Genomic DNA, 26,804 nt, shown 5'->3' with positions numbered 1-26,804 from the left:
TCATCTTTATAAAAGGTTTATAGTTTTGTTATAACCACAGGTATGTTGGCTTTTACCTGGTAAAGTAGGTAGTCGCCTTTATTATCCGTCATAAATTTAACCTCAATTTTTTTACTGTTCTGCATAACGCCCACTTTTCTCCATCCTGCAGGCAAATAAGTTTTAAGCGTAAGGGGGATATCATAAAAACGCTTATCCAGCGGGTGGCTAACTTTTATAGTCAATTTGCCATTTACAACACCAGAGGTCAGGTTTGCGCTTTTCCGTTCGCGTATGTATTTGGTGACATCGGCAAAGGTGGCAATCCAAAGCTTGTCTTCGTGATTTTTGATGTAGGTGAAATACTCCGTAAGTTCTGTAGCAGGCAGGGCTTCCCAGCCAATTCCTTCTACACCGTGATGAGTAAGCACCAGCCATGTATCGTGTCGGTTCAGGGTAGTATCAACCCAGGCCTTCATCATTGGCAGTGGCGTTTTGGTGGTAGCACCGCGCTGGTATTGAACGTACTCTTTATTAGTATTGCCGGGCGTCTCTTTGTTGCCGCGGCTTATTTCCTTTAGCCAGGGCTCGGGCATGCGGTTACGCAGGGCGGGGTAAACCTTGCTTAAGTAACTCACGGCGCGTTCATTTTCGGTTCCAAATGGGCCTTCGGCGCTAAAAGTATAACGCAGGCCCAGGTTGTGCAAAATATCCAGCCTGCTTTTTTCCATCTCGTACATAATATTCGGTTCATCAAGCGCGGCCAGGCGGGGATGGGTTATCATGTGGCTGGCAAACTCATGACCCTGGGCGGCGAACTTTTTTATCTCGGGCCAGGTTGTACCGTGCGCATCATTATATTCGGTGTTATGCTCGATGCCGGGTTTAAAATCGCCATGGCGTACCTTGCTGTATAGATCGTCAATCACTTTATAAGCCGCTTCGGGCTTGTTATCATCAATTAATGAGCCGGCTTTGTAATGGTAATCCAGTGTGCCAACAAGCCCTAAATAACCGGCCGCCGAAGCGCGTTCATAAAAATTGGTTTTATTGGTAGGTATAGTTGCTGTTTCTGAAATGATCTCTTTTACTGGTCGGCCAATAAACTTACCATGATATTGCGAGCCGGGTATCTGCCCGGTAATAATAAAAAAAGTGCCTTTGATATTAAGCTTGTTCAGGATAGGGATCGCTATTTTAAATTGGTTGATAGAGCCATCATCCCAGGTAATGGAAACCGCGCCATTACGGGCGTACTGCCAGGGTGTTATTTCCGTTTTACCCGGCTGTGCTTTTAAATAACCTGTAAATGCCAGCGAAACAATAAAAACGAGTAGTGACTTTTTCATAACAATAGGTTTATGAGGCTAATATAATCAGAAGATAAAGGCTTTAGGGGCGTGTAACGAAATAGTTATCCCATTGACTCAGGCTAATGTTATTTAAACTAATTCTAAATAAAACTTGCAGAAAAGAAATGTCTTCTTATTTTTGCGCTTAATTAGACTTAATATAAATAGAATGGCAAACAAATTACATAACTACCTGCAAAAATTCACTCTCCTAGTTTTATTTGTATTTATAAATATCCTCACTTTAAAGGCCGATGACGATGGCAATAACGGTAAGATAAGCGGTTTTGTTAAAACCAACGATGGCAAACCGGCCTCTCTTGTTAATGTAGCCATAAAAGGGCTTAACAAAAGTACTGTTACCATTGATGACGGATCATTTACTTTCTTTAATATAAAACCAGGTGCTTATACATTGGTGATTAGTTTTATAGGTACCAAAAGTGCCGAGCAGGCAGTTACCGTTATTGCCAATCAAACTACCCGCGTAAGCATTACGCTGAACGAAAGCGCATCGCAGCTTGATGAGGTGATCATAGCATCCACAAAAACTATTAATCGTAAAACGCTAAGCGCAGGCAAGATGAACGTGGCACCTATGGATCTTCCGCAAAGTGCTATGGTTATCAGCAGCAATACACTTGTTCAGCAACAATCCATTCGTTTAAGCGATGTGATCAGGAATGTTAATGGAGTTTACCTGTACAGCGCACGCGGCAATACCCAGGAAACATTTGGCGCAAGGGGATATAATTTTTCAAGCACCAATATGTTCAAAAACGGGTTTCGTATTAACTCCGGCGTAGTACCGGAAGTGAGCTCTTTGGATCGTATTGAGGTTTTAAAAGGCAGCGCGGCTTTATTATACGGCAACGTTGCACCTGGTGGTATTTTAAATATGGTTACCAAAAAGCCATTGTTTGAACAAGGCGGCAAGGTATCCATGACTTATGGCAGCTATGACCTGTATCGTCCTTCGTTTGATGTTTACGGTCCTATATCTTCTAAACTGGCGTACCGCGTGAATGGTACTTATGAAAAAGCAAATAGCTTCCGCGATCATGTAAAATCCGAAAGGGAGTATATCAATCCTTCGTTCCTGTATAAAGTAAGCGATAAAACAACCATCATTGTTGAAGGTGACTACCTGAATTATAATTTTACCCCCGATTTTGGTACCGGCCAAATTAATAACGTAATAGCCAATGTACCACGTAACCGTTACCTGGGCGCATCATGGTCAACCGGTAATACCAAGCAAAGTACAGCCACTGCTACTATAAATCACCAGATAAATAGCTTATGGCAAATAAGTGGAGGTATCAATTACCAGCACTTTAACAGGCAGTACCAAACAACAGAGCGTGTATTGCCAAATGCAACCGGCGATTGGGGCCGTACCCTTAACCGTGCAAAAACACTGGAAGATTATTACACCGGCCAGTTTAATGTTACCGGCCAGTTCAATACAGGTTCCATTAAACATAATATTTTGGTAGGGGTTGATGCGGATAGATATAACAATACAGCTTATACCTATGTAGCTACAGTTAATAAGGTTTCGAGCTACTGGGATCAGGGTACTTCTATAAAATCAGCCGTTTATGACACTATTAATATTTTTAATGTAGATAAATATAACCTGCGCACAGATAAGCCTGTGATGAATCCTTTTTATAGCATCCTTACAAAAACCAACCGTTTTGGCGCTTACTTTAATGATCTCATCAGTGTATCTGATAAAGTAAAAGTACTTGCGGGTATCCGTTGGTCATACCAGTATATTGCACCAACTGCGGTTACTAATTATTATTTACCGGCTTTGGCTGCGCCTGCATCAAGCAAAACAGATAAAGCATTTTCGCCAAGGGTTGGTATAGTGTATAAACCAATAAACAATACATCACTGTTTGCCAGTTACTCCAATTCTTTTATAACCAATACAGGTACAGATGTTAACAACAAACCGCTTTCTCCATCATTGGTTGATCAGTTTGAAGCAGGCATAAAAAATGATTTCCTGAATGGTAATCTGGCGATAAATGTAACGGCGTACCGTATCATCAATAATAATCTTGCGCAAACAGCGCCATTTTTGGCCGATGGTACAACGGTAAACATCAATACCAATATTAAAGAACTTGTTGGCCAAACCAAAAGTGATGGTGTAGAGCTTGATATTGCCGGGCACCCGGTTAAAGGTCTTGATCTGTTGGCCGGTTATAGCTATACCAACGCGCGTTATTCAAAAACGTCAACTTCTGTGGGCAGTAACATAGCTGGGCAACCGTTAATTAATGTGCCAAAGCATACTGCCAATGCCAGCGCATTTTATAATTTTTATAACGGCGACCTGCGCGGTTTTAAAGTGGGCGCATCAGTATATTATTTAGGTAACCGCATTGCAGGGAATGCTAATACCGTGGGGCAGGCACAAACTATATCAAGGCTGGTTAACGTACCGGGCTTTACCACTGTTGATGCATCAGTAGGATATACTTATAAAAAGATCTCCATTATAGGTAAGGTATCTAATATCGGTAATGTGTTAAATTATAACGTGCATGAAAATTACAGCATCAACCCAATTCCTCCGAGACAGTTTTTAACTACCCTGGCATATAGCTTTTAATAAATTTGCAAAATAAATGTAAAACCGGGATGTGCTTAGGCATACCCGGTTTTTGTAATAAAAAATTATGAAAGTATTTTTCCGCACCATACACCTTTACCTAAGCCTTGCGGCAGGTATTATCATTTTTTGCTCGTGCTTTACCGGTACCCTGCTGGTTTTTGAAAAGGAGATAGAGCATACGCTGCACCCCAAACGGTACTATGTGGAAGCGCAGCAAGTACGAATGCCTTTAGCTCAACTGATAAAAGGTACTTTAAAAGAAAAGCCAAAAGCTAAGTTTGCTACGGCTATGGTTTATGGCGACGCCCGCAGAACTGTAGAAATTGGTTTAATAGTGCCCGGGAATAAAGACAAAAAAGAGAAGCCGGCCCAGGCAGATGGAAAAAAACATGCAGGCGCACCGGGTAAAGCAGGTAAGGATGGTAAAGATAGTGGCAAGCCCAATTTAACGGTTTTTGTAAATCCGTATACCGGCCAGGTAACGGGCGAATATAACCGCAGGCAAACGTTCCTGTATAACGTTGAGATGTTTCACCGGTTTTTGTTAGCCGGGAAGGATAGTGTTGGCGATTGGATAGTTGGAATCTCTACCTTCATTTTCCTGTTCATACTCATAACCGGAGTAGTGTTATGGTGGCCAAAAACTAAAAACATTATGCGCCAAAGGCTAAAAATAAAGTGGGATGGCAGCACTAAACGACTGGTGCATGATCTGCATATAGTTACCGGCTTTTACACTTCGGTTTTTTTAATCATCATTGTTTTAACCGGGTTAATCATGACGTTTAAATGGGCCAACCAGGCCTTGTTTGTCATTACAGGTTCAAAGCTTGAAAAAGAGCAGCCTAAGTCGCCACAGTCAAAATACCAGGTGGGGGTTGAGGCATTAACTGTTGATGCCGCATTACAAAATGTAGCAGCTAAAACCCAATCGGCCGAATACTATACGGTGCGCATACCAAAAGATTCCGCCGGAACTTACAGTGTAAATATTTTGCCCCAGGGTGCTATTGAAAACGCGGGCGATACCTATTATATAGATCAATATAGCGGTAGCCTGGCTGGGTCGCAAACGTTTGCTGCCAAAAGTTTAGGGCAGCGGGTACGGGCATTGGTAAAACCCGTGCATACCGGTTCGGTATATGGTTTGCCAACCAGGATCATTAGTTTTATAATATGTTTACTATCGTTGATATTCCCGGTTACCGGGATAATGATGTGGCTTAACCGCACAAAGAAAAAGGGTAAACAGGTAAGTAAGCTGACTTTGGTATAGGTGTTTCATGGCCTAAGGTTGGTTCATCGCCGTAAGTGTTCAGGAAGTTTTGTTAACTTTTTTTTAATTTCCTCCCAACGGGAGGGGTGCGGCCGAAATGCCCGCAATGGCAGGGAGGGGTTTCGCCGACATGCCATCCGTAGCGGTACTTGAACGCCTGATCTAACCCCTTCCTCCTCCTTCCCCGAGGAAGGAATCACACATTGCCCCCGCTTTTTATATCTTCCGAAGGCCTATGGTAACCACATCATAGGCCTTCAGAAAGTTTTGTTAACGGTTTTTTATTCCCTCCCAACGGGAGGGGTGCGGCCGAAATGCGCGCAATGGCAGGGAGGGGTTTCGCCGACATGCCATCTGCAGCGGTACTTGAACGCCTGATTTAACCCCTACCTCCCCTTCCCCGAGGAAGGAATCGCACATTGCCCATGCCTTTTTATATCTTCCGAACACCTATACCGAGGCCACAAACAACCGCGACGCAAGCCTATATGTATAGGTTATATATACTACTTACTTACCCCTTCTATAATGCTAAAGGGCGACATTGTTGGTATTATCCTGGTTAAATGGAAACCTCCATTATCAAACAATTGCCTGTATTCATTTTCTGTTCGTTCGCAGCCGGGGAGATATTGCAGCATTTGTAAATCAAGGAGCTTTGCGGGCGATGGTTCATTACCTTCGGGTACTACCATTTCTACCACCAGTACCTTGCCTCCATCGGCCATGGCTTTACGGCAATTTTGGAGCAGTGTAATACATTGCTCATCATTCCAATCATGAATAATATGTTTCATGATGTAGGCATCGTAACCTGCCGGTACGTTTTCAAAAAAATTACCGCCTACCAAATCACATCTGTCTGATACGCCATGTGCCACTAATAACTTTCTTGCTTCCGAAACAATAGCCGGCCTGTCATACAGCACGCCCTTTACTGTTTCATATTTGGCAAGGATGGATGCCAGTAAAAAGCCATGCCCTCCTCCTACATCAGCCAGGAGCTTTATGGACGAAAAATCATAGCCATTCACTACAGCCACACTCGAAAAGGCGCTATTGCTTGTCATGGCATCATTAAATACCCGGCCGGCTTTCTCGTTGCTCCAGAAATAATCAAAGGCGGGCATACCATGCACTTTTTCAAAAGAAGGCTTCCCTGTTTTTACGCTATAGGGTAATTCTGCCCAGGTTTGGAATTGCCAATCGGTAGTGATCATTTCTGCAAAAGCACGTAAACTGCCCGGTGCATCGCTTAATAAAGGCTCAGCCAAAGGGGTAAGTGAAAATCTTTTTTCAGCATCTTCTGAAAAGACGCCCACACTGGCACAAGCCCGCAATACCCGGTAAAGGGAACGGGCATGAACACTTTTTTGCCGTGCTAATTCTTCCGCTGTTTTTGCTCCGTCTTTTAAAAGATCGGCAATGTGCAGTTCCGCGCTTACACCAATGGCACGTGAAACAGCAAAACCAAAAAGCAATTGCATTAACTGAACTGGGGGAGGGGTTTCTTGTGTCATAAGAGGTTGTTTTATAATGGTATAGCAATTTACAATAAGTTTTTGGTAAATAAATGAGGTTTAAAAATGATAATATGTTTCCTGTGAAGGTTTCTCCTGCAGGAGGCTTGTGGCGGGTTTGGCGTTCCTTATTCAAATAAATTGTGTCACGTCGTCTAAAACAAAATATTGTCTTCTCGTTTTTTTTGAGAACTTTACTTATGAACTACATATAAATAAGTGGAAAAAATAGTTTGCTTTATATCTATACTACTATCATTATCAACAGAGTTATTAGGTTCTACGAGTCCGCGCATTTCTATATTAATTTGCGGCAAGGGGAATGATTTATATTCAATATTTGGCCATTCTGCAGTTCGAATAAAATGCGACACAAGTGATGTGGTTTTCAATTTTGGTACTTTTGATATTGAAACTCCTGGATTTGGATCTAAATTTATTAGTGGTGATCTAAACTATTTCCTTTCTAAAGATAGCTTTCATTCTTTTTTAGATGAGTATGTTAGTGAATCCCGAAGTGTTACAGAGTATCCAATCATACTCACTTCAGCCGACGCATTGAAACTAAAGAAATCTTTGGAAGCCACTTATAGTAATGCTGCTGATAGGATTTACAAATATCAATTTCTTAAAGACAACTGCTCAACGAGGATTTACGCTTTACTCAATGGCAATAATCATTCGTTTAATTGGCCAAAAAAGGTATATAAAACTACTTTTAGAGAATCGATTAACGCTAACTTAAATAATAGCCCGATGTCGAGATTTGGCATTAATGTTCTTTTGGGAGTCTTAGGTGAAACGAAATTAAATTCTACCACTAATTCTTTTCTTCCCGATTCACTCGTTACAGAATTATCTAAAGTTTCAGCGAAATCTACCTACAAATCGATGCTTGGCCCACCAAATATCTTATTTGATAAATTGCTCAAACGATCAAATAGCTACCTATTGGAGATTATATTGGTAATAACCATAATTTGTGTGATGGTTTGGTCAAATTTCAAGTCACAAGCCATCATCAATCTGATCTTAGGTAGTTTCTTGATAGGCTTGATGATATTTAGTTTTCGAAGCGAATTTAAATTTAATTACAGTATCTTAATTTTTAATCCAATAGACATATTTCTTATTTTTAAACTTCGCAACTATAAAGGCTTTATTCTTATTTCTCTTCTGTTCAATGTATTATATATATTGTTGTACTTTTTTCTAAAAATAGATTATCCTCCACTTATAGTGCTAAATGTTTTCATTTTGCTATACAAGTTAAAGAAATATATGATCAGTAATTTGGACTGTAGCGGACAAAGTCACTCAATAGATCATCAACCTACGTAGAAAGCCAAGTTCTCTTTTCCACCATGGTTAGCTGTCTTGTAAAACATCAATTATTGCAGGAAAATCAAGCGGTTAACGAAATAACGGCAAGTTATGCGCCTATTCCTATTGTGGGAATTGGCAATTTGATTTCTCGCATTTTGTTTAGTATTAATTCTCTTTTTTGCTGAACCGGTTGAGAGGTGTGCTACCGCCGCGTTCTGGCAGTTAACTACCTGTATCCAGGCCTGATCTCGAACAGGTACGCCATCGGCTTGTCTGTATTATCTATTTAATAATCAGGTAATTATGTGGATAAAATGATTGTTTGATATTAGGAACTATAATCTTTAACCAGGCGCCCGCCCGGTTTTTTGCATTTATGTGTACAGCCTTAAACCCACCAAAAATGTTGAAAACTTTTTGGTGGTAGAAAGTGGTAAAAAGTGGTAAAAGAAAATTACTTTTACCTATTAAATTAAGCCATAGTCTAATAATGCCGCATTTAACCGGAGAATTTGAATGTAAACTGGATACCAAAGGGCGGATGATGATCCCGGCGGGCCTCAAAAAGCAGCTTCCTGAAGCTGACGGAGAGGGCCTTATGATCAATCGCGGCCTGGAGAAGTATTTGGTTATTTACACAAAATCCGAATGGGACAAAAGACTGGATGAATTAAGCAAACTTAACGAATACGACAGACAAAATCTGCGTTTCATAAGATATTTCACCGGTGGCGCGACGGCTTTGATGCCAGATGCAGCCGGCCGCGTACTGTTGCCAAAGGGTTTGCTTGAATTTGCAGGCATTGGCAGCGATGTAGTGTTAACCTGTGTATTAAACAAAATTGAAGTGTGGGATAAGGCTGCCTATACCGAAATGATAAATAATGAGCCCGATAATTTTGCCGAGTTGGCAGAGGCGGTAATGGGTAGTAAAGCAAGGAGGATAGATGAGTGAGTACCATACACCGGTAATGTTGCAGGAATGCATCGAAGGACTTGACATCAAAAAGGATGGCACTTATGTGGATGTAACTTTTGGTGGCGGTGGCCATTCGCGCGAGATCATGAAGCATTTAGGGCCTGAAGGGACATTGCTTGCTTTTGATCAGGATGCTGATGCGCAGCAAAATGCAATTAATGATGAGCGGTTTGTTTTAATCGATCAGAATTTTAGGTATTTGAAGAATTTTTGTCGCCTGCATGGCGCTATACCGGTTGATGGTATTCTGGCCGATCTGGGTGTATCATCATACCAGTTTGACCAGGCCGAGCGCGGTTTTTCTATCCGTTTTGACGCCGAGCTGGATATGCGCATGAACCAATTGGGCGACCTGACGGCTAAAGATGTTGTAAATAATTATACAGGTGCCGAACTGCACCGCATTTTTGGCATTTACGGCGAGATTCAAAATGCGAAATCGCTGGCCGAAACTATTGTTACCGCGAGGCTTAACGCGCCTATAGTAACCATAGCCGATTTAAAAAATGCGATAAGTGCACGCATCCCGAAGGGAAAAGAAAATAAATACCTGGCCCAGGTTTTTCAGGCGCTGCGTATTGAAGTTAACCAGGAGTTGGAAGCCTTAAAGGAGTTTTTGGTACAGGCAGCTGATATATTGGCTGTTGGCGGCAGGTTGGTAGTTATGAGCTATCATTCACTGGAAGACAGGCTGGTGAAAAATTTCATAGCCAAAGGTAAATTCAGCGGAGAAGTAGAGAAAGACTTATACGGTAACAATAATAAACCGCTTGATGCTGTAAGCCGCGGGGCTATCACAGCATCGGCAGAGGAGATCAGTAACAATAACAGGGCACGGAGCGCTAAATTAAGAATAGCTGTAAAAAGATGACCAATCGTTTGCGTACAGAAATTCAGGAGGAGGAAGAAGAAGCGGAAGAGCTTGTTGTGGAGGAAAAACCCAAACGGGAAATTCCTGACAACTTTTTTACGCAATTTTTCACCAAACGTTTTATTAGTAGCGAAAAGGCTACTAACGCATTACCGTTTGTGTTGTTCCTGGCTTTTTTAGGTATGGTGTACATTGGCAATATGCACCTTGCCGAAAAAACTATCCGTGATATTGATGATCTCACAAAAGAGGTAAAAGAGCGTGGTTGGGATTTTAAAACCACCAAAGCCGATATGGCTTTTAAAAGTACATTAACCGAAGTGGCCAAACGTGCCGATACCATTGGGATCAGGCAATCTGTTGAGCCGCCGAAGAAGATAACTGTGAAGGAGGAGAAGGATGAAAATTAGAACCAATATATTGCTGAGGGTGTACATCGCCTTTGGCCTGATATTGTTTTTCGCGTTTGCGGTTGTGGTGCAGCTTTGCCGGGTTCAATTTGTACAGGGTGCAAAGTGGAGGGCTAAGGCTGTTAATATGTCTGCGCAATTCAGGGATGTTGAAGCAGCACGCGGTAATATTTTTTCTGAAGATGGCAGCCTGTTGGCTACATCGGTACCAGAGTATGAGCTGCACATGGATATGCTGGCCGGCGGCATTGCTGCTGATAGTGTTTTTAATGATAATGTTGATATACTGGCGGCAAACTTATCCAAAATGTTTGGCGACAGAACACCCCGTGAATATTCAAGGGTACTGCGTGATGCCCGAAAGGACGGTTCGCGATACCAGTTATTAAGACGCAGGGTAACTTACCAGGAGTTAAAAAAGATCCGCGAGTTCGCGATATTTAAAAGCAGGAAAACCAAGAACTGCCTGATTGTATTACAGCAGAACAGGCGTATACTTCCCTTCCACTCATTGGCTGCGCGTACCATCGGTTATAAAAACGAAAATGTAAAAAACCCGGTAGGGCTTGAAGGTGCCTATTCCTCTTATATCAATGGCGAAAACGGCAGGCGTTTAATGCAGCGTATTCCCGGTGGTACCTGGATGCCTGTAAATAATGATGAGGATGAAATAGCCGCGAAAGACGGAGCTGATATTATATCAACCATTAACGTAAACTTCCAGGAGATAGCCCAGGCTGCTCTTTTACGTCAATTGGATTCAAGCGCGGCCGATCATGGTTGCGTGGTGTTAATGGAAGTGGCCACCGGCGAAGTACGTGCTATTGCAAACTTTACAAGATCAAAAGATGGTTTGTACCAGGAAAAAATGAACTATGCCATCAGCAATGCTATTGACCCGGGTTCAACTTTTAAGCTGGCATCGTATATGACCCTGCTTGATCAGCATAAATTGGATACCAGCACTGTTGTGAATGCAGAGGGAGGTAAATACAAATTTCCAAAAGGCCCAACCATTACCGATACGGAACATGATAACTACGAAATGAGTGTTAAGCGCGCTTTTGAAGAGTCATCAAATGTGGCGGCGGCAAAACTGGTTTATAGTAACTATAAGGATAATCCATGGCAGTTTATCAATAAGCTGTATAGCTATCATTTAAATGAGAAACTGGGATTGCAGATTCAGGGTGAAGGCAGGCCAGTCATAAAAAATCCATCAAACCGCAGCTGGAACAAATATTACACCCTGCCCGAAATGGCCTACGGATATGAAATGAACATTACGCCTTTGCAGATGCTCACTTTTTACAACTCGGTAGCTAATAACGGCAAAATGATAGCGCCGATTTTTGTGCGCGAAATTCGTAGAATGGGTAATACTATTGAGCAGTTTAAAGCGAGGGTAATTACAGATAATGTATGCTCTGATGTTACACTGGGCAAAGTAAGAGGTATGCTCGAGGGCGTAGTACTTAATGGTACCGGTAAAAACGTAATCAAGAATAAACTATATAGTGTAGCTGGTAAAACAGGTACTGCACAGGTAGCGGATGGTACAAAGGGATATAAAATGAAAAGGTACCAGGCCTCATTTTGCGGGTATTTTCCAGCCGATCGTCCTAAATATTCTATGATAGTGGTTATTAATAACCCTACCAGAGGCTCATATCTGGCAGCAAAAGTTGCTGGTCCGGTGTTTAGGCAGGTTGCCGATATGGTTTATGCCAATGATATGGAAATAAACCAACCCGCGCCGGTAAGGTTTGTAGGCAATACATCAATGCCTAAAGTAAAGCAGGGTAACTTAAAAGCATTAAAGCATGTGTACAGTAAATTGGGTGTAAAACCACTTTACGCATCTGCAAATGCGGCAAATAACGGTGTTGATACCAGTAACGGTATTCCGTTTGAGGAAGTAAGATTTAAAGAAGGTACCGTTCCGGCAGTAACCGGAATGGGCTTAAGCGATGCCTTGTATGTTTTGGGCAATGCAGGTTATAAAGTAACGGTACGCGGCAGCGGCATGGTAACCACACAATCGGTTACTGGCGGCAGTTTAATACCAAAGGGTTCACGCATAACAATTGAATTGCAATGAGGTATTTAAGTGATTTATTGGATGGATTAGCCTTTACAGAACTGCAGGGCAGTGCCGATGTGGAAATATCTTCGGTAGCTTTTGATTCGAGGCAGGTAACTCCGGGTTCGTTGTTTGTTGCCGTAAAGGGAACTCTGGTTGACGGGCACGATTACATTCAGCAGGCGATTAAAAAAGGAGCTATAGCAGTTATCTGCGAAGATCTGCCCGCGCATACAGCAGGTGAGGTTGATTTTTTAATGGTTGCTGATTCTGGTAAAGCATTAAGCTTGGTTGCGGCCAATTTTTATGGTAATCCATCGGCACAGTTAAAACTGGTAGGCATCACCGGCACCAACGGTAAAACAACTATTGCTACCTTATTATATCAATTGTTTCGTGATCTGGGGTATAAATGCGGTTTGTTATCAACGGTAGAAAACCAGATCAATGGCCAGGTGATCCCGTCTACACATACTACCCCTGATCCTATTGAGCTTAACCGCTTGTTGGAAGAAATGGTAGCACAGGGTTGTGATTATTGCTTTATGGAAGTGAGCTCGCACGCGGTGGCGCAGCACAGGATAGCTAATCTTCAGTTTTCGGGCGGTGTATTCACCAACCTTACACATGATCATTTAGATTATCATAAAACCTTTGATAGCTATTTAAAGGCCAAAAAAACCTTTTTTGATGGTTTGCCTAAAAGTGCTTTCGCCCTTACCAACAGTGACGATAAAAATGGCAACGTGATGCTGCAAAATACCCAGGCCCACAAAAAAGCCTACGGATTAAAAAGCATGGCAGATTATAAGGCCCGGATCCTTGAAAATCAGTTTGGTGGCCTGCTTTTGCACATAGATAGCGAGGAAGTTTGGTTTAAAATGGTAGGCACCTTTAACGCTTACAACCTGCTTGCTGTGTATGCTACAGCCATGTTGTTGGAGCAGGACAAAGCCAAAGTACTAACCAGCCTGAGTAAATTAACAGGTGCCGAAGGTCGCTTTGAGTATATAGTAGCACCAAATAAAGTAATAGGTATAGTTGACTATGCCCACACGCCTGATGCTGTACAAAACGTGCTGAGTACCATACACGATATCCGCAAGGGTACCGAAAAGGTAATAACTGTTATTGGATGCGGTGGCGATAGGGATAAAACCAAGCGTCCTATTATGGCTCGTGTAGCCAGTGAGTGGAGCGATAAGGTGATCCTTACCTCTGATAATCCCCGTTCGGAAGATCCGGCCCAGATTATTAAAGATATGATTGAAGGCGTTGACCCGGCATTTAAAAGGCATACCGTAAGTATTGTTGACAGAAGAGAGGCCATTAAAACCGCCTGCATGCTGGCTCAACCCGGTGATATTATTTTAGTAGCCGGTAAAGGCCATGAAAAATACCAGGATATAAACGGAGTGAAAAATCACTTTGATGATATGGAAGAATTGGAAGAGCAGTTTAAATTGTTATTGTAATTGTCTGAATCAGAATTTTTCACTTGTTGTTTGTTTCGACGGTGTTCAAGAAGGCGTTGCCGTTAACAGAATTAAAAAATTAACAGAATCAATGATTCACCTTTAATCGGTGAATCATCATATTAAATCGGTGTAATCAAAAGCAAAAGATGTTATACTACCTGTTTACATACTTAAATAAAAATTACAGCATTCCTGGATTCGGGGTATTTCAGTATATCACGTTTCGTACGGCATTGGCTGTTATAACATCGTTAGTAGTAACCACGGTTTACGGTCGCCGTTTAATTGATTACCTGCGTTTTAAACAGGTTGGTGAAACGGTAAGGAACCTGGGACTGGAAGGTCAGATGCAAAAATCGGGTACACCTACTATGGGTGGTCTTATTATTTTGCTGGGTATTTTGGTGCCAACATTGCTGTTTGCCAAGCTGGGTAATATTTATATTATTTTAATGCTCATCACCACCGTATGGCTGGGTGCCATTGGTTTTTTAGATGATTATATTAAGGTATTTAAGAAAAATAAGGAAGGCTTGGCCGGCAGGTTCAAGATCATTGGCCAGGTTGGCTTGTCGCTCATCATTGGGTGGACAATGTATTTCAATACCAATATTGTAATAAGGCAGGAAGTAAAGCTGCCCGTAAAGGCCGATGTGCCGGTTGATTTTCATTTGAAACGTAATGTTCCGGTATATACCCAGGATGTACGGTCGACCAAAACAACCATGCCCTTTTACAAAAACAATGAGTTTGATTATGCCAAGGTACTTAAGTTTATAGGTACAGGTTATGAGCAATACGCGCTGGTGGTATTCCTGTTTTTTGCAATTATCATCATCACCTTTATATCCAACGGGGCAAACATAACCGATGGTATAGACGGACTGGCGACGGGCACCTCGGCCATCATCGGGATTACGCTGGCTATACTGGCCTACGTATCCGGTAACGTAGAGATTGCCGATTACCTCAATATCATGTTCATCCCCAACTCGGGCGAGCTTGTAATTTTCGCGGGTGCTTTTGTAGGTGCTTGTGTAGGCTTTTTATGGTATAACTCCTATCCCGCACAGGTATTTATGGGCGATACGGGCAGCCTGGCAATAGGTGGTATCATAGCTGTTTTTGCTATCATGATACGTAAAGAATTGTTGCTGCCGGTATTATGCGGTGTGTTTTTGGTGGAGAATGTGTCGGTAATTATGCAGGTGGGCTGGTTTAAGTACACCAAAAAGAAATTTGGCGAAGGTAGGCGGGTATTTTTAATGGCGCCGCTACATCACCATTACCAAAAGAAAGGTTTCCATGAAGCCAAGATAGTAACCCGGTTTTGGATCATCGGGATATTGCTGGCGATAATAACGATTATAACATTGAAATTAAGGTAGAAGAAGCCCCCTAACCCCCTGAAGGGGGAACAATGGTGAAGATAGATAGAGAAGAAAAATTAAAAGATTTAAAGAAGAAGGATGAACGAGAATAACAATATACCCAATCAAAAGCACCCCCTTCAGGGGGCGGGGGGGGCTATGCGCCTTGTTATTCTTGGCGCTGGCGAAAGTGGTGTAGGTGCGGCATACCTTGCCAAGCAGCAGGGCTATGATGTTTTTGTGTCTGATTTTGGGGCTATTGCAGATCATTATAAAAAACAGCTGGAAGACTGGAACATCAGCTTTGAAGAAAAACAACATACCGAGGAGTTGATACTGAACGCGGTTGAGGTGATCAAAAGCCCGGGGATACCTGATAAGGCGCCGATCATTAAAAAACTTAAAGAGCAGGGTATTCCCGTAATATCCGAGATAGAGTTTGCAGGCAGGTACTGCACTGCTAAGATCATCGGCATTACAGGATCTAACGGTAAAACTACTACCAGTAGCTTAACCTACCACATCCTTAAAGATGCGGGTTTAAATGTTGGGCTGGCGGGTAACATAGGTAAAAGCTTTGCCTACCAGGTAGCTACCGAAAAGTTTGACCTGTATGTACTGGAACTAAGCAGTTTTATGCTTGATGATATGTTTAAGTTCAAGGTGGATATAGCAGTATTGCTCAATATCACGCCCGATCATTTAGACAGGTATGATTATAAGCTGGAAAATTACGCGGCATCCAAATTCAGGGTAACGCAAAATCAAACAGCGGCAGATTATTTTATTTACTGCGCCGATGACCCCGAAACCATAAAAGGTATGGCTGATAGGAAATTTGAGGCACAGCTATTACCCTTTTCCATTGAAAAAAAGATTGAACCGGGAGCATATCTCGAAAACGACAATATTGTCATCAACACAAATCAAGAACATTTTACAATGTCAATTAAAGAACTGGCCCTGCAGGGTAAGCACAACATTTACAACTCTATGGCATCAGGTATTGTAGCCAGAGTGCTGGAGTTGCGCAATGAAACGATGAGGGAGAGCATGGGCAACTTTAAAGCCATTGAACACAGGCTTGAGTTTGTTGCCAATATTTCAGGCATCCGTTTCATCAACGATTCAAAAGCCACCAACGTTAACTCAACCTGGTACGCTTTGGAAAGTATGAGCAGCGATGTAATACTGATATTAGGCGGTGTTGATAAAGGCAACGATTATGGTATGCTTAAAGACCTGGTTAAACACAAGGTAAAATCCATTGTGTGCTTAGGTAAGGATAACAAGCGCATCCATGATGCATTTGAGGACGATGTAGATGTGATTGTGAATACATTTTCGGCACAGGAAGCAGCACAGGTGGCGTATCACCTGGCTACTAAAGGCGATACCGTATTGTTATCACCGGCTTGCGCCAGTTTCGATCTGTTTAAAAATTATGAAGACAGGGGAAACCAGTTTAAAGCGGCGGTAAGGGAATTGTAAATGTGCAGATTTCAAATAAGCAGATGTGCAGATGATGAAAAAGTAAAGTTTGACTATAGAAGAGATTATTAACGAACATAAAAGAAAAAGTCTCACCCTTCAGGGGGAGATTTAGAGGGGGCTCAATGCATAGGATATTAAATAACACAAAAGGCGACCGGTGGATATGGCTTATAGTCATATTGCTTTCTGTTATATCCTTGTTGGCGGTATACAGTTCAACCGGTACACTGGCTTATAAGCGGGGTGTAGGGGTCGAGTCGATATTGATGAAGCATTTGGCTATGGTAGTAGGTGGTATTATGCTGATGTATATTTCGCATAAGCTGGATTACCGTTACTACGCCGGCCTGTCGAAAATTATGATGATCGTTACTATACCATTGTTGATATATACATTGGTATTTGGTAGCCACATCAATAACGCCAGTCGCTGGATCAATATCCCGGTGATAGGTTTAAGCTTCCAGACATCCGATTTGGCCAAATTGGCTTTGATCACCTACCTGGCGCGTACACTATCGCGCAAGCAGGAGAATATTAAGGATGTAAAGGAATCGTTTTTACCTATCATGGGTTCTGTTTGTTTGGTATTTATATTAATAGCGCTGGCTAACTTATCAACCGCGCTGATGTTGTTTGGCGTAAGCATTTTGCTGTTGATCATAGGGCGTATCAGTATAAAGCAAATAGCCATAGTATGTGCGGCAGGGTTTATATTATTATTGGGAGTTATCTTTTTGGGGCCGAGAAGGCATACTTACGTATCACGCGTAAATACCTTTCTGCATCCGGATTCAACTAAGACTGATAAATCATTTCAGGCCGATCATGCCAAAATAGCTATCGCCAGTGGTGGTCTTTTTGGTAAGGGCCCTGGTAACAGTACCGAAAGAAATTACCTGCCCGAGTCATACTCGGATGAGATCTATGCCATCATTGTAGAAGAATATGGCCTGTTAGGTGGTTTTGTATTGGTAGGTATTTACCTGTTTTTACTATACAGGTGTATTAAAATAGTAACCAAAGCGCCAAAGGCGTTTGGCGCATTGCTGGCCTGTGGGCTAAGCTTCAGCCTTGCTATACAGGCGTTCGCGAATATGGCGGTAGCAGTAGGGCTTGGTCCGGTAACCGGGGTGCCGCTGCCTTTTGTAAGCATGGGAGGGACATCGTTATTATTCACGAGTGTGGCTTTCGGCATCATACTATCGGTAAGCCGCGATATTGAAGAGCCGAAGAAGGTAGTAGTTGGAGAGATAAGGACGGTTTAGGTGGTGAGTAGTGAGTAGTGAGTAGTGAGTAGTGAGTAGTGAGTAAGAAAATGGGCTGCTTAATTTAGGATTTAGAAATTAGAGTTTAGAATTTTAAAAAACATGGCAAAGAGAATTATCATCAGTGGTGGCGGAACAGGAGGACATATCTTCCCTGCTATTGCTATTGCCAATGCTTTAAAAAATATTGATCCGGCTACCGAAATTCTGTTTGTGGGGGCTTTAGGTCGCATGGAAATGGAAAAAGTTCCGGCGGCGGGGTATAAGATCATCGGGTTGGATATCCGGGGTATTCAGCGCGATTCTATCTGGAAAAACGTCCTGTTCCCGGTTAAGCTGGTGAACAGTGTACGCAAGGCCCTGCAAATTATTAAGGATTTTAAACCCGATGCCGCTGTGGGTGTTGGAGGATATGCCTCGGGGCCGCTGTTGTATGCCGCATCCATGAAAAAGATACCGTACCTGATACAGGAGCAAAATTCGTATGCCGGTATTACTAATAAATGGCTGGGCAAGGGCGCCAAAAAAATATGTGTTGCTTTTGATAATATGGAGCAGTTTTTTCCTGCGGGTAAAATCATCAAAACAGGTAACCCTATCCGCAAGGATGCGGTGAACATTGGCGGTAAGCACATGCAGGCGCTGGAGTTGTTTAAGCTATCAACGTTTAAAAAAACCATATTGATAACCGGCGGCAGCCTTGGCGCACGTACTTTGAACAACAGCATCATGGCTGGTTTGGATAAACTCATAGCTGCGGATGTACAGATTATATGGCAAACAGGGAAATTTTATTATAAAACGATCATAGAGAAACTGGGCGACGATCATCATCCGGATATTAAAATAAAGGAGTTTTTAACCCGTATGGACCTGGCTTACGCAGCTGCCGATATTATTATATCAAGAGCCGGAGCGGGCACTATTGCGGAGTTGTGTATGGTGAAAAAACCGGTGATCCTGGTGCCTTCGCCAAATGTGGCAGAGGATCATCAGACTAAAAACGCTTTGGCGCTGGTACAGGAAGATGCTGCCATTTTTGTTGCCGACAGAGATGCCGAAGCAAAGCTGGTTGATAGGGCGCTTGAATTGTTGGATGATAAACCATTGCAGAAAAAACTAAGCACCAACATAGGTAAAATGGCTATGCCAAATGCCGATGAAGTGATAGCAAAAGAGCTTATACAATTAATAAATAACAATTAAAATTATGGTCCTCTTCTCCCAAAAGGGGAGGGCCTTTTTTAAAAAACACTAACATGGAACTACGCGACATACAAAGGGTTTACCTGGTGGGCATTGGCGGCATCGGTATGAGCGGGCTGGCCCGCTATTTCCAACATTTGGGCTGTATTGTTTGCGGTTATGATAAAACGGCGACGGATTTGACTAACGATTTGCATAACGAAGGTATCCAGGTGGTGTTTGATGATAAGGCGGATTGGATACCAATGAGTTTTCAGGAGCCATGCAATGATACGCTTATTATATACACGCCAGCTATTCCTAAGGATTCGGCGATATTGAACTATTTTAAAAATAAAGGCTTCGAACTATTTAAGCGTTCGCAGGTTTTGGGTTTAATAAGTAAAAGTTCTTTTACTATTGCTGTTGCGGGTACCCATGGCAAAACTACCACCTCAACTATGGTAGCGCATTTGCTTAAAGCTTCGGGTAATGATTGCTCGGCGTTTTTGGGGGGTATATCATCCAACTACCAAAGCAACGTGTTGTATGGTAAAAATAATGTAATGGTGGTTGAGGCCGATGAGTATGACCGCTCGTTTTTAACACTGTACCCGGATGTTGCCATCATCACATCGATGGATGCCGACCATTTGGATATTTATGGTGATCACGCGCATTTAACAGAATCATTTAAGCTGTTTGCTTCGCAGATAAAAGTAGGCGGTACATTGGTACATAAAAAGGGTTTGCCTTTAGATACCGGTTATACCTATGCTATTGATGATGCAACCGCCGATGCGCATGCAGCAAACATTCGCATTGAAGGGGGGGATTTCTATTTCGATTTTGTGAACGCCGATTTAAGTATTAGCGATATTAAAATGGGTATTGCAGGCACGCATAACATCGAAAACGCTGTAGCCGCCATTGAGGCTGTGTTGAGGCTTGATATTCCTGCCGATTCCATAAAAAGCGCGCTGGCATCTTTCAAGGGAGTTAAGCGCAGGTTTGAATACATTGTGAAAACACCAGAGCATATTTATATTGATGATTATGCCCATCACCCCGAAGAATTAAGGGCCTGCATATCATCAGTAAAAAGATTGTATCCCGATAAAAAGCTGACCGCTATTTTTCAGCCGCACCTGTACACCCGCACCCGCGATTTTGCCGATGGCTTTGCCGAAGTGCTGGATATGGTAGATGAGTTGATATTGCTGGATATATACCCGGCCCGCGAGCTGCCTATTGAAGGGGTAACATCAGATATGTTATTAAATAAAATGCAGCTGGTAAATAAACGTAAACTAACCAAGCAACAAGCATTGGATACCGTTAAAAATGAAAAGCCCGAGCTGCTGTTAACAGTAGGCGCCGGTGATATTGATACATTGGTGCATCCTTTAAACGAAATATTACAACATGGATAGAAAGCTCATCTGGAAGCGCCTGTTAGTAGGTTTTGCCTGGGTAATTTGCCTGGGTGGCCTTGTGGTGCTGATGAGTTTCATTGAAAAGAAAAAAGCTTCGGTGGTTTGTACTGCCGTAAAGGTAAATATTCCGGGTAACCAGTATTTTATAGATAAGCAGGAAGTCGACCAGATTTTGCAGACAAACAGTCACACGCTTATAGGGCGAAAACTGGAGAATATAAATATTCAGGAACTGGAGAACAAATTGAAGGCAAATCCATTTATTGAGTTTGCAAAAGTTTATACAGAGATGGATGGGATATTGAGGGTTGAGGTAAGCCAGCGCCAACCCATATTGCGGGTGATGAACCATTACGATATGGATTTTTATATAGATCAGCATGGTTTAAAAATTCCGCTTTCATCAAACTTTACCGCAAGGGTACTGGTGGCTAATGGTTTTATTGATGAACTTTTTACCAATCATGTTGATTCATTACACACACGGTTGGCGAAGGACCTGTACAGAACGGCAGATTTTATTCGCAAAGATTCGTTGTGGGATGCACAGATAGCGCAGATATATGTAAATACCGATCGGGAGATTGAGCTGATCCCAAGGGTGGGCAGCCAAAGGATACTGATAGGGAATGCCGATTCATTAAATATAAAGCTTAGAAACCTGGTAGCTTTTTACAAACAGGTGTTGCCACAGGTAGGCTGGGATAAATACAAAACAATAAATGTTAAATATACCAACCAGGTTATTGGTATAAAAAACGAATTGACAAAAGCAGATTCGGCTAAAGCCAAGGCACTTAAGCTGGATTCGCTAAAAATGAAAAAAGAGAAATCTCAAATAAAATTGTAATATGGACAAAAGCTCAACTCAAGAAAAAAGTTCACCAATTGTAGTAGGATTGGATATCGGGACTACTAAGATATGCGTCATTGTGGGTCGCAGGAGCAAGAATGGGAAGATTGAGGTATTAGGAATTGGTAAAGCAGAATCTGCGGGTGTTACCCGTGGAATGGTATCAAACATAGATAAAACTGTACAAGGTATTACCCAGGCGGTGGAGATTGCAGGCGCGCAATCAAATGTGGATATAAAGGTAGTATTTGTAGGTATCGCCGGTCAGCATATTAAAAGTTTGCAGCACCGCGGTTTAATAACCCGTCGCGATCTGCAATCAGAGATAGGGCGTAAAGATATTGATAAGCTGATAGAGGATATGTACAACCTGGTAATGCCTCCGGGCGAGGACATCATCCACGTATTGCCGCAGGAATTTACTGTGGATAATGAGCCGGGCATTAAAGATCCTATTGGTATGGCAGGTGTTAGGCTTGAGGCCAACTTCCATATTATATCGGGCCAGGTTACAGCAATTAAAAATATTGTTAAATGTGTTAATAAGGCCAACCTGGATAGCCAGGACCTGATATTGGAGCCACTGGCATCTTCTGAATCTGTGTTGAGCGAAGAAGAAAAAGAAGCCGGTGTGGTGTTGGTTGATATAGGTGGCGGTACTACCGATGTGGCTATTTTTCATGAAGGCATAATCCGCCATACGGCAGTTATCCCTTTTGGTGGCAATAGTGTTACCGAGGATATTAGAGAAGGTTGTTCCGTAATGCGCAACATTGCCGAGCAGCTGAAGGTAAGGTTTGGATCGGCGCTGGCTGACGAGAACAAAGAGAACGAGATTGTTTGTGTACCGGGTTTACGTGGCCGCGAACCTAAGGAGATCAGCGTTAAAAACCTGGCTTACGTTATCCAGGCTCGTATGGAAGAGATTGTGGAGCATGTTTATTACGAAATTAAATCATCAGGCTACGAGAAAAAACTGATTGCCGGGATAGTAATAACAGGTGGAGGAGCACAGCTGAAACACTTACGCCAGCTGGTAGAGTTTGTTACCGGTTTGGATTGCCGCGTTGGTTACCCAACAGAGCACCTGGCTAAGAACGAAGTGTTACCTAAAAATATTTACGAAGAGCTGCAAAGCCCAACGTTTGCAACAGGTATAGGCTTGCTGATAAAAGGGATCCAGAAAACAGAATATATGAATGTAGATATACCTGTAGAAAAAGCATTGAAGCCTAAGTTTGAAACTAAAGGTAAAGAAGGTGGTTTGTTTGACAGGTTGCTGAAAAAAAGTATCACATTTATTAAAGACGATATAAACGACGAGGATTTTTTGAAATAATTATACACAACAGTTAAGGTTTTCCACATATTGACATTTGTGGAAAACTATTGTTGAAAAAGTATTATTATTACGATGGTAAAATCTAAATATTGGTTGAATCACATATAGCTGAAAACGAAGATTATGCAGTTTGAGATGTTAAAAGAAAAATCGTCAATCATCAAGGTAATTGGTGTTGGCGGTGGTGGTGGTAACGCGGTAAACCATATGTACAGGCAAGGAATTACCGGTGTTGACTTTATTATTTGCAACACTGATGCCCAGGCATTGGAGCTTAGCCCCATACCTAACAAAGTACAATTGGGTGCCAGCCTTACAGAAGGAATGGGAGCCGGTTCGATACCCGAAGTTGGGAAAAATTCAGCTATTGAAAATATCGATGATATTAAGCAGATGTTGGGTGTTAATACCAAGATGCTGTTTATTACCGCAGGTATGGGTGGTGGTACCGGAACAGGTGCAAGCCCAATCATAGCCAAAGCTGCCCGCGAAATGGATATATTAACGGTTGGTATTATAACCACGCCGTTCTCTTTTGAAGGTAAACGCCGTAAAATGCAGGCCGATGCCGGGATGGAGGAATTAAGAAAATATGTTGATTCATTCCTGGTGATATCAAATGACAGGCTGCGCCAGATATTTGGTAACCTAACTATGAGCTCGGCTTTTGGCCAGGCTGATGATATATTAACCACAGCTGCTAAAGGTATTGCCGAGATCATAACCTTACCAGGTTATATCAACGTTGACTTTAAGGATGTGCGCACTGTAATGAAAGATAGCGGTGTGTGTATCATGGGTAGCAGCACAGCCGAAGGCGAAGGCCGCGCGCTGAAAGCCGTTGAGGGTGCATTGTCATCGCCTTTGTTGAAAGATAACGAGATAGAAGGCGCACGTTATATTTTGCTTAATATCAGCTCTGGCCTTAAAGAGGTTACTATGGATGAGGTGAGCATCATTACCGATTATATACAGGAAGAAGCCGGTTTGGCTGCCGACCTGATATGGGGTAATTGTGTTGACGAAAACCTGGAAGATAAACTTTCGGTAACCATCATTGCAACTGGTTTCCAAACCAAAGATGAGCGTGAAAAAGAACACAGCAACAAAAAGATAGTATCGATGCTGGTTCCGGAAAATACACCTTTGGTAAAACCTGTTAATGCTTTTAATGAATTTATAAACCCGGTTAAAGCCAATGCTACAGCCGAGCCTTATATTAAACATCATAAAGAAGAGCCAAAGCAAACCGGTCTGTTTGATATGTTTGCCCGCCCTGATGAGAAACAGGAAACTGTAGTGAAATACAACCTTGCCGATGAAGATAAGGAAGAAGATCACGAACAGGATACAGCTGGTTTTACCTTCAAAATGGCCGAGCCTGAATCATACGCCCCGGTAAAAGAGGAGCGTAAGCCAGAGCCGGTGCCAGAACCAGCACCCGAGCCTACACCTGCTTTTGGCGCTGATGATCATAAAACAAATGAATCAATTGAGGAGCAGCTGAAAAAATCGCGCGAGCGGATCATGCGCTTAAAAGACCTGAGCATGAAATTGCGTACAGGCAACATACAGGAGTTGGAAAATGTACCGGCCTATAAACGTAAGGAAATAGCCCTGCAGGATACACCACAATCTGACGAGAGCCAGATATCAAGATTCAGCCTGATGCCTGATAATGAAGGCAACACCGAGATCCGCAGAAATAACTCATTTTTGCATGATAATGCTGATTAAGACAGAGTAAGGACTAATGGAGCAAAGAGCAAGGATTAGAAGATAAAGGAATATAATAAGAACAGGAAAGCTATCTAAATAAGATAACTTTCCTGTTTTAGTTTAAATAGATTATTATTTAAAGTTTCGCCCTTAATCTATTAGTCCTTGTTCCTTGCTCCAAAAATCCTTCGTCCTTCTTAGTTATAACCTATTCTAAAAAGTTATAGCTATTGTAGTAAGTCGTATTTACAGCTATATTTGCAATTATTCACTATTTAAAAGGTAAATTATTTTGGATTTATTTGATAAAATAACAAAAAGCTTAGGTGGGCCATTGGGTCAGCACCAAAAATGGTCACATGGTTATTTTTCATTTCCTAAACTGGAAGGGGAAATTGGACCGCACATGCAGTTCAATGGCAAGGAACATTTGGTTTGGAGCCTTAATAATTACCTGGGTTTAGCTAATCATCCCGAAGTAAGGGAAGCTGATGCTAAAGCTGCAGCCGATTATGGTATGGCTTACCCTATGGGTGCGCGTATGATGTCTGGCAACTCTATTCACCATGAAGAGCTGGAAAATAACCTGGCTGAATTTGTGGGTAAACAGGCCGCTTTTTTATTAAACTACGGATACCAGGGCATGGTATCAATTATAGATTCATTGGTTGACAGGAATGACGTTATTGTTTATGATGCAGAATCACATGCCTGTATCATTGATGGTGTGCGCCTGCACATGGGTAAGCGTTTTGTTTATCAGCACAATGATATTGAAAGTTGCGAAAAACAACTGGAGCGTGCAACAAAATTAACCGAACAAACCGGTGGCGGGATACTGCTGATCACCGAAGGTGTTTTTGGCATGTCGGGAGCGCAGGGTAAACTGAAAGAGGTTATCGAATTAAAAAAGAAATTCAACTTCCGTTTATTGGTGGATGATGCGCATGGTTTTGGTACTATGGGTAAAACCGGTGCCGGTACACATGAGGAACAGGATTGTATTGATGGTGTAGATGTATACTTTGCCACATTTGCCAAATCAATGGCAGGTATAGGCGCATTTGTTGCTGCCGATGAAGAGATAGTTCATTTTCTGCGTTATAACATGCGCTCGCAAACATTTGCTAAAGCATTGCCTATGCCGATGGTATTGGGCTTGAAAAAACGTTTCGAGCTATTAACCACGCAACCACAACTGCGCGAAAAATTGTGGTTGATCTCGTCAACACTGCAAAAAGGTTTAAGGGAGCGTGGTTTTAACCTGGGTGTTACCAATACCATGGTTACTCCTGTGTTTTTAGAGGGCAACCTTTTCGAAGCCACCAGTCTAACCCGCGACCTGCGCGAAAACTATGGCATCTTTTGTTCCATAGTGATCTATCCGGTTATACCTAAAGGACTAATATTACTGCGCCTGATACCAACAGCTTCACATTCATTAGCGGATGTACAGCGCACCCTTGATGCCTACAGCGAAATGGGTGAAAAACTAAAAGCAGGTTTTTACAAAGAAAACAAACTGGAAATAGCGTAATTTCAGATGTGCAAATGTGCAGATTTTAGATGTGCAGATGATCTGTGCACTGGGATAAACGTAATATAAACCACAAATGGCTTCAATTTTGAAGCCATTTGTGGTTTATATGTCTCCGTTGATGTATTGCTAAAAAATTTTTTGTCATCCTGAACGTAGTGAAGGATCTATTATTCGCCATGCTTTTTCGCCCTGTACAGTCTGCGAATAGATCCTTCGTTCCTACCCATGACGTATTGGGTTTTGAGGCGTGTGGGCTTGTCAGTCTGAGCCTGTCGAAGACTCGCGCGGAGAGGCCTTTGCCCACTATCCTTCGACAGGCTCAGGATGACAGCCATTTTTGTTACGTCATTTTCTCCTTCAGAGGCCAAAACGGATTTTAAAACTCAGGATGACAAACCTTTTAAAACGTCGTTTCATCCTATAGGGTTTCGCGAAATTTCGTGCCTCGCAATTGTAAAGGTCAGATAATTCGGTAACAGAATTAGCTTTAACTAATAAAGCTAAAAGTTATGCGGAACATAAACAACGATCTTACCTTAAAGCGAAATTACCTGAGCAAGTACCGTTTTTTAATCGGTGAATATGAACAGGTAAAGCGTGGTGAACATACTATTTTTAGGTTTGCCAAAGATTTCTATTCAGCTCATGATACCGATCCGAGAAGTTTTTTAAAGTATTATAACATAAC

Annotated in this window: 19 protein-coding genes; 17 read left to right on the top strand and 2 right to left on the bottom strand. The window is 42.2% G+C overall.

Annotated features, from left to right (window positions below; translation table 11 throughout):
- Positions 1-17: 17 nt before the first annotated feature.
- Positions 18-1,328, bottom strand: coding sequence for a polysaccharide deacetylase family protein (locus AC1DYB_RS26515; protein WP_477439474.1), 1,311 nt, complete (start codon positions 1,326-1,328; stop codon positions 18-20).
- A 172-nt stretch (positions 1,329-1,500) separates the two neighbouring features.
- Here AC1DYB_RS26515 and AC1DYB_RS26510 point away from each other — a divergent pair, with 172 nt between their 5' ends.
- Entirely contained in the window at positions 1,501-3,963 is a 2,463-nt protein-coding gene (locus AC1DYB_RS26510) for a TonB-dependent siderophore receptor (protein WP_477439472.1), read from the top strand.
- 67 nt (positions 3,964-4,030) lie between these two features.
- Positions 4,031-5,242, top strand: a complete 1,212-nt coding sequence (locus AC1DYB_RS26505) for a PepSY-associated TM helix domain-containing protein (protein WP_477439470.1) — start codon at positions 4,031-4,033, stop codon at positions 5,240-5,242.
- A 506-nt stretch (positions 5,243-5,748) separates the two neighbouring features.
- Here AC1DYB_RS26505 and AC1DYB_RS26500 read toward each other — a convergent pair.
- Positions 5,749-6,762 carry a methyltransferase gene (locus AC1DYB_RS26500; protein WP_477439468.1) on the bottom strand — a complete coding sequence of 338 codons (1,014 nt, stop codon included), beginning with the start codon at positions 6,760-6,762 and terminating at the stop codon, positions 5,749-5,751.
- A 219-nt stretch (positions 6,763-6,981) separates the two neighbouring features.
- Here AC1DYB_RS26500 and AC1DYB_RS26495 point away from each other — a divergent pair, with 219 nt between their 5' ends.
- The 15 genes from AC1DYB_RS26495 (at position 6,982) to AC1DYB_RS26425 (ending at position 26,113) form a co-directional block, all read left to right on the top strand.
- Positions 6,982-8,103: a lipoprotein N-acyltransferase Lnb domain-containing protein gene (locus AC1DYB_RS26495; protein WP_477439466.1), complete on the top strand. Its 1,122-nt coding sequence runs from the start codon at positions 6,982-6,984 to the stop codon at positions 8,101-8,103.
- A gap of 475 nt (positions 8,104-8,578) precedes the next feature.
- Entirely contained in the window at positions 8,579-9,043 is a 465-nt protein-coding gene (mraZ, locus tag AC1DYB_RS26490; RefSeq protein ID WP_477396125.1) for a division/cell wall cluster transcriptional repressor MraZ, read from the top strand.
- Complete coding sequence (rsmH, locus tag AC1DYB_RS26485) at positions 9,036-9,938, top strand: 16S rRNA (cytosine(1402)-N(4))-methyltransferase RsmH (protein WP_477439463.1); 903 nt, start codon at positions 9,036-9,038, stop codon at positions 9,936-9,938. Before mraZ ends, rsmH begins: the two co-directional genes overlap by 8 nt.
- Positions 9,935-10,348: an FtsL-like putative cell division protein gene (locus AC1DYB_RS26480; protein WP_477396129.1), complete on the top strand. Its 414-nt coding sequence runs from the start codon at positions 9,935-9,937 to the stop codon at positions 10,346-10,348. The genes rsmH and AC1DYB_RS26480 overlap by 4 nt, the downstream gene beginning before the upstream one ends.
- Complete coding sequence (locus AC1DYB_RS26475; protein ID WP_477439462.1) at positions 10,338-12,449, top strand: penicillin-binding protein; 2,112 nt, start codon at positions 10,338-10,340, stop codon at positions 12,447-12,449. Before AC1DYB_RS26480 ends, AC1DYB_RS26475 begins: the two co-directional genes overlap by 11 nt.
- The gene (locus AC1DYB_RS26470) at positions 12,446-13,906 is read left to right on the top strand and encodes a UDP-N-acetylmuramoyl-L-alanyl-D-glutamate--2,6-diaminopimelate ligase (RefSeq protein ID WP_477439460.1); all 1,461 of its coding nucleotides are present in this window, start codon (positions 12,446-12,448) and stop codon (positions 13,904-13,906) included. Before AC1DYB_RS26475 ends, AC1DYB_RS26470 begins: the two co-directional genes overlap by 4 nt.
- Before the next feature lie 149 nt (positions 13,907-14,055).
- A complete protein-coding gene (gene mraY, locus AC1DYB_RS26465; protein WP_295721490.1) occupies positions 14,056-15,297 on the top strand; it encodes a phospho-N-acetylmuramoyl-pentapeptide-transferase in 1,242 nt (413 codons plus the stop codon).
- An 81-nt stretch (positions 15,298-15,378) separates the two neighbouring features.
- Positions 15,379-16,770 (top strand): UDP-N-acetylmuramoyl-L-alanine--D-glutamate ligase, encoded by a 1,392-nt coding sequence (gene murD, locus AC1DYB_RS26460; RefSeq protein ID WP_477439458.1) that lies wholly within the window; start codon positions 15,379-15,381, stop codon positions 16,768-16,770.
- A gap of 125 nt (positions 16,771-16,895) precedes the next feature.
- Positions 16,896-18,041 carry an FtsW/RodA/SpoVE family cell cycle protein gene (locus AC1DYB_RS26455; RefSeq protein WP_295721495.1) on the top strand — a complete coding sequence of 382 codons (1,146 nt, stop codon included), beginning with the start codon at positions 16,896-16,898 and terminating at the stop codon, positions 18,039-18,041.
- A 102-nt stretch (positions 18,042-18,143) separates the two neighbouring features.
- The gene (gene murG, locus AC1DYB_RS26450; RefSeq protein ID WP_295721497.1) at positions 18,144-19,247 is read left to right on the top strand and encodes an undecaprenyldiphospho-muramoylpentapeptide beta-N-acetylglucosaminyltransferase; all 1,104 of its coding nucleotides are present in this window, start codon (positions 18,144-18,146) and stop codon (positions 19,245-19,247) included.
- 53 nt (positions 19,248-19,300) lie between these two features.
- Positions 19,301-20,659 (top strand): UDP-N-acetylmuramate--L-alanine ligase, encoded by a 1,359-nt coding sequence (gene murC / locus AC1DYB_RS26445; protein ID WP_477439456.1) that lies wholly within the window; start codon positions 19,301-19,303, stop codon positions 20,657-20,659.
- Positions 20,652-21,512, top strand: coding sequence for a cell division protein FtsQ/DivIB (locus AC1DYB_RS26440; protein ID WP_477439454.1), 861 nt, complete (start codon positions 20,652-20,654; stop codon positions 21,510-21,512). Before murC ends, AC1DYB_RS26440 begins: the two co-directional genes overlap by 8 nt.
- 1 nt (position 21,513) lies before the next feature.
- Positions 21,514-22,854, top strand: coding sequence for a cell division protein FtsA (gene ftsA, locus AC1DYB_RS26435; RefSeq protein ID WP_295721505.1), 1,341 nt, complete (start codon positions 21,514-21,516; stop codon positions 22,852-22,854).
- Between the two features lie 126 nt (positions 22,855-22,980).
- Positions 22,981-24,594 (top strand): cell division protein FtsZ, encoded by a 1,614-nt coding sequence (gene ftsZ, locus AC1DYB_RS26430; RefSeq protein WP_295721507.1) that lies wholly within the window; start codon positions 22,981-22,983, stop codon positions 24,592-24,594.
- Between the two features lie 274 nt (positions 24,595-24,868).
- Positions 24,869-26,113, top strand: a complete 1,245-nt coding sequence (locus tag AC1DYB_RS26425) for an aminotransferase class I/II-fold pyridoxal phosphate-dependent enzyme (protein ID WP_295721509.1) — start codon at positions 24,869-24,871, stop codon at positions 26,111-26,113.
- The last annotated feature ends 691 nt before the right edge of the window (positions 26,114-26,804 follow it).

The organism is Mucilaginibacter sp. P2_A4, from assembly GCF_056405015.1.
The sequence above is the reverse complement of the archived record's forward strand: the minus strand, read 5'-3'. Positions and strand labels throughout refer to the sequence as shown.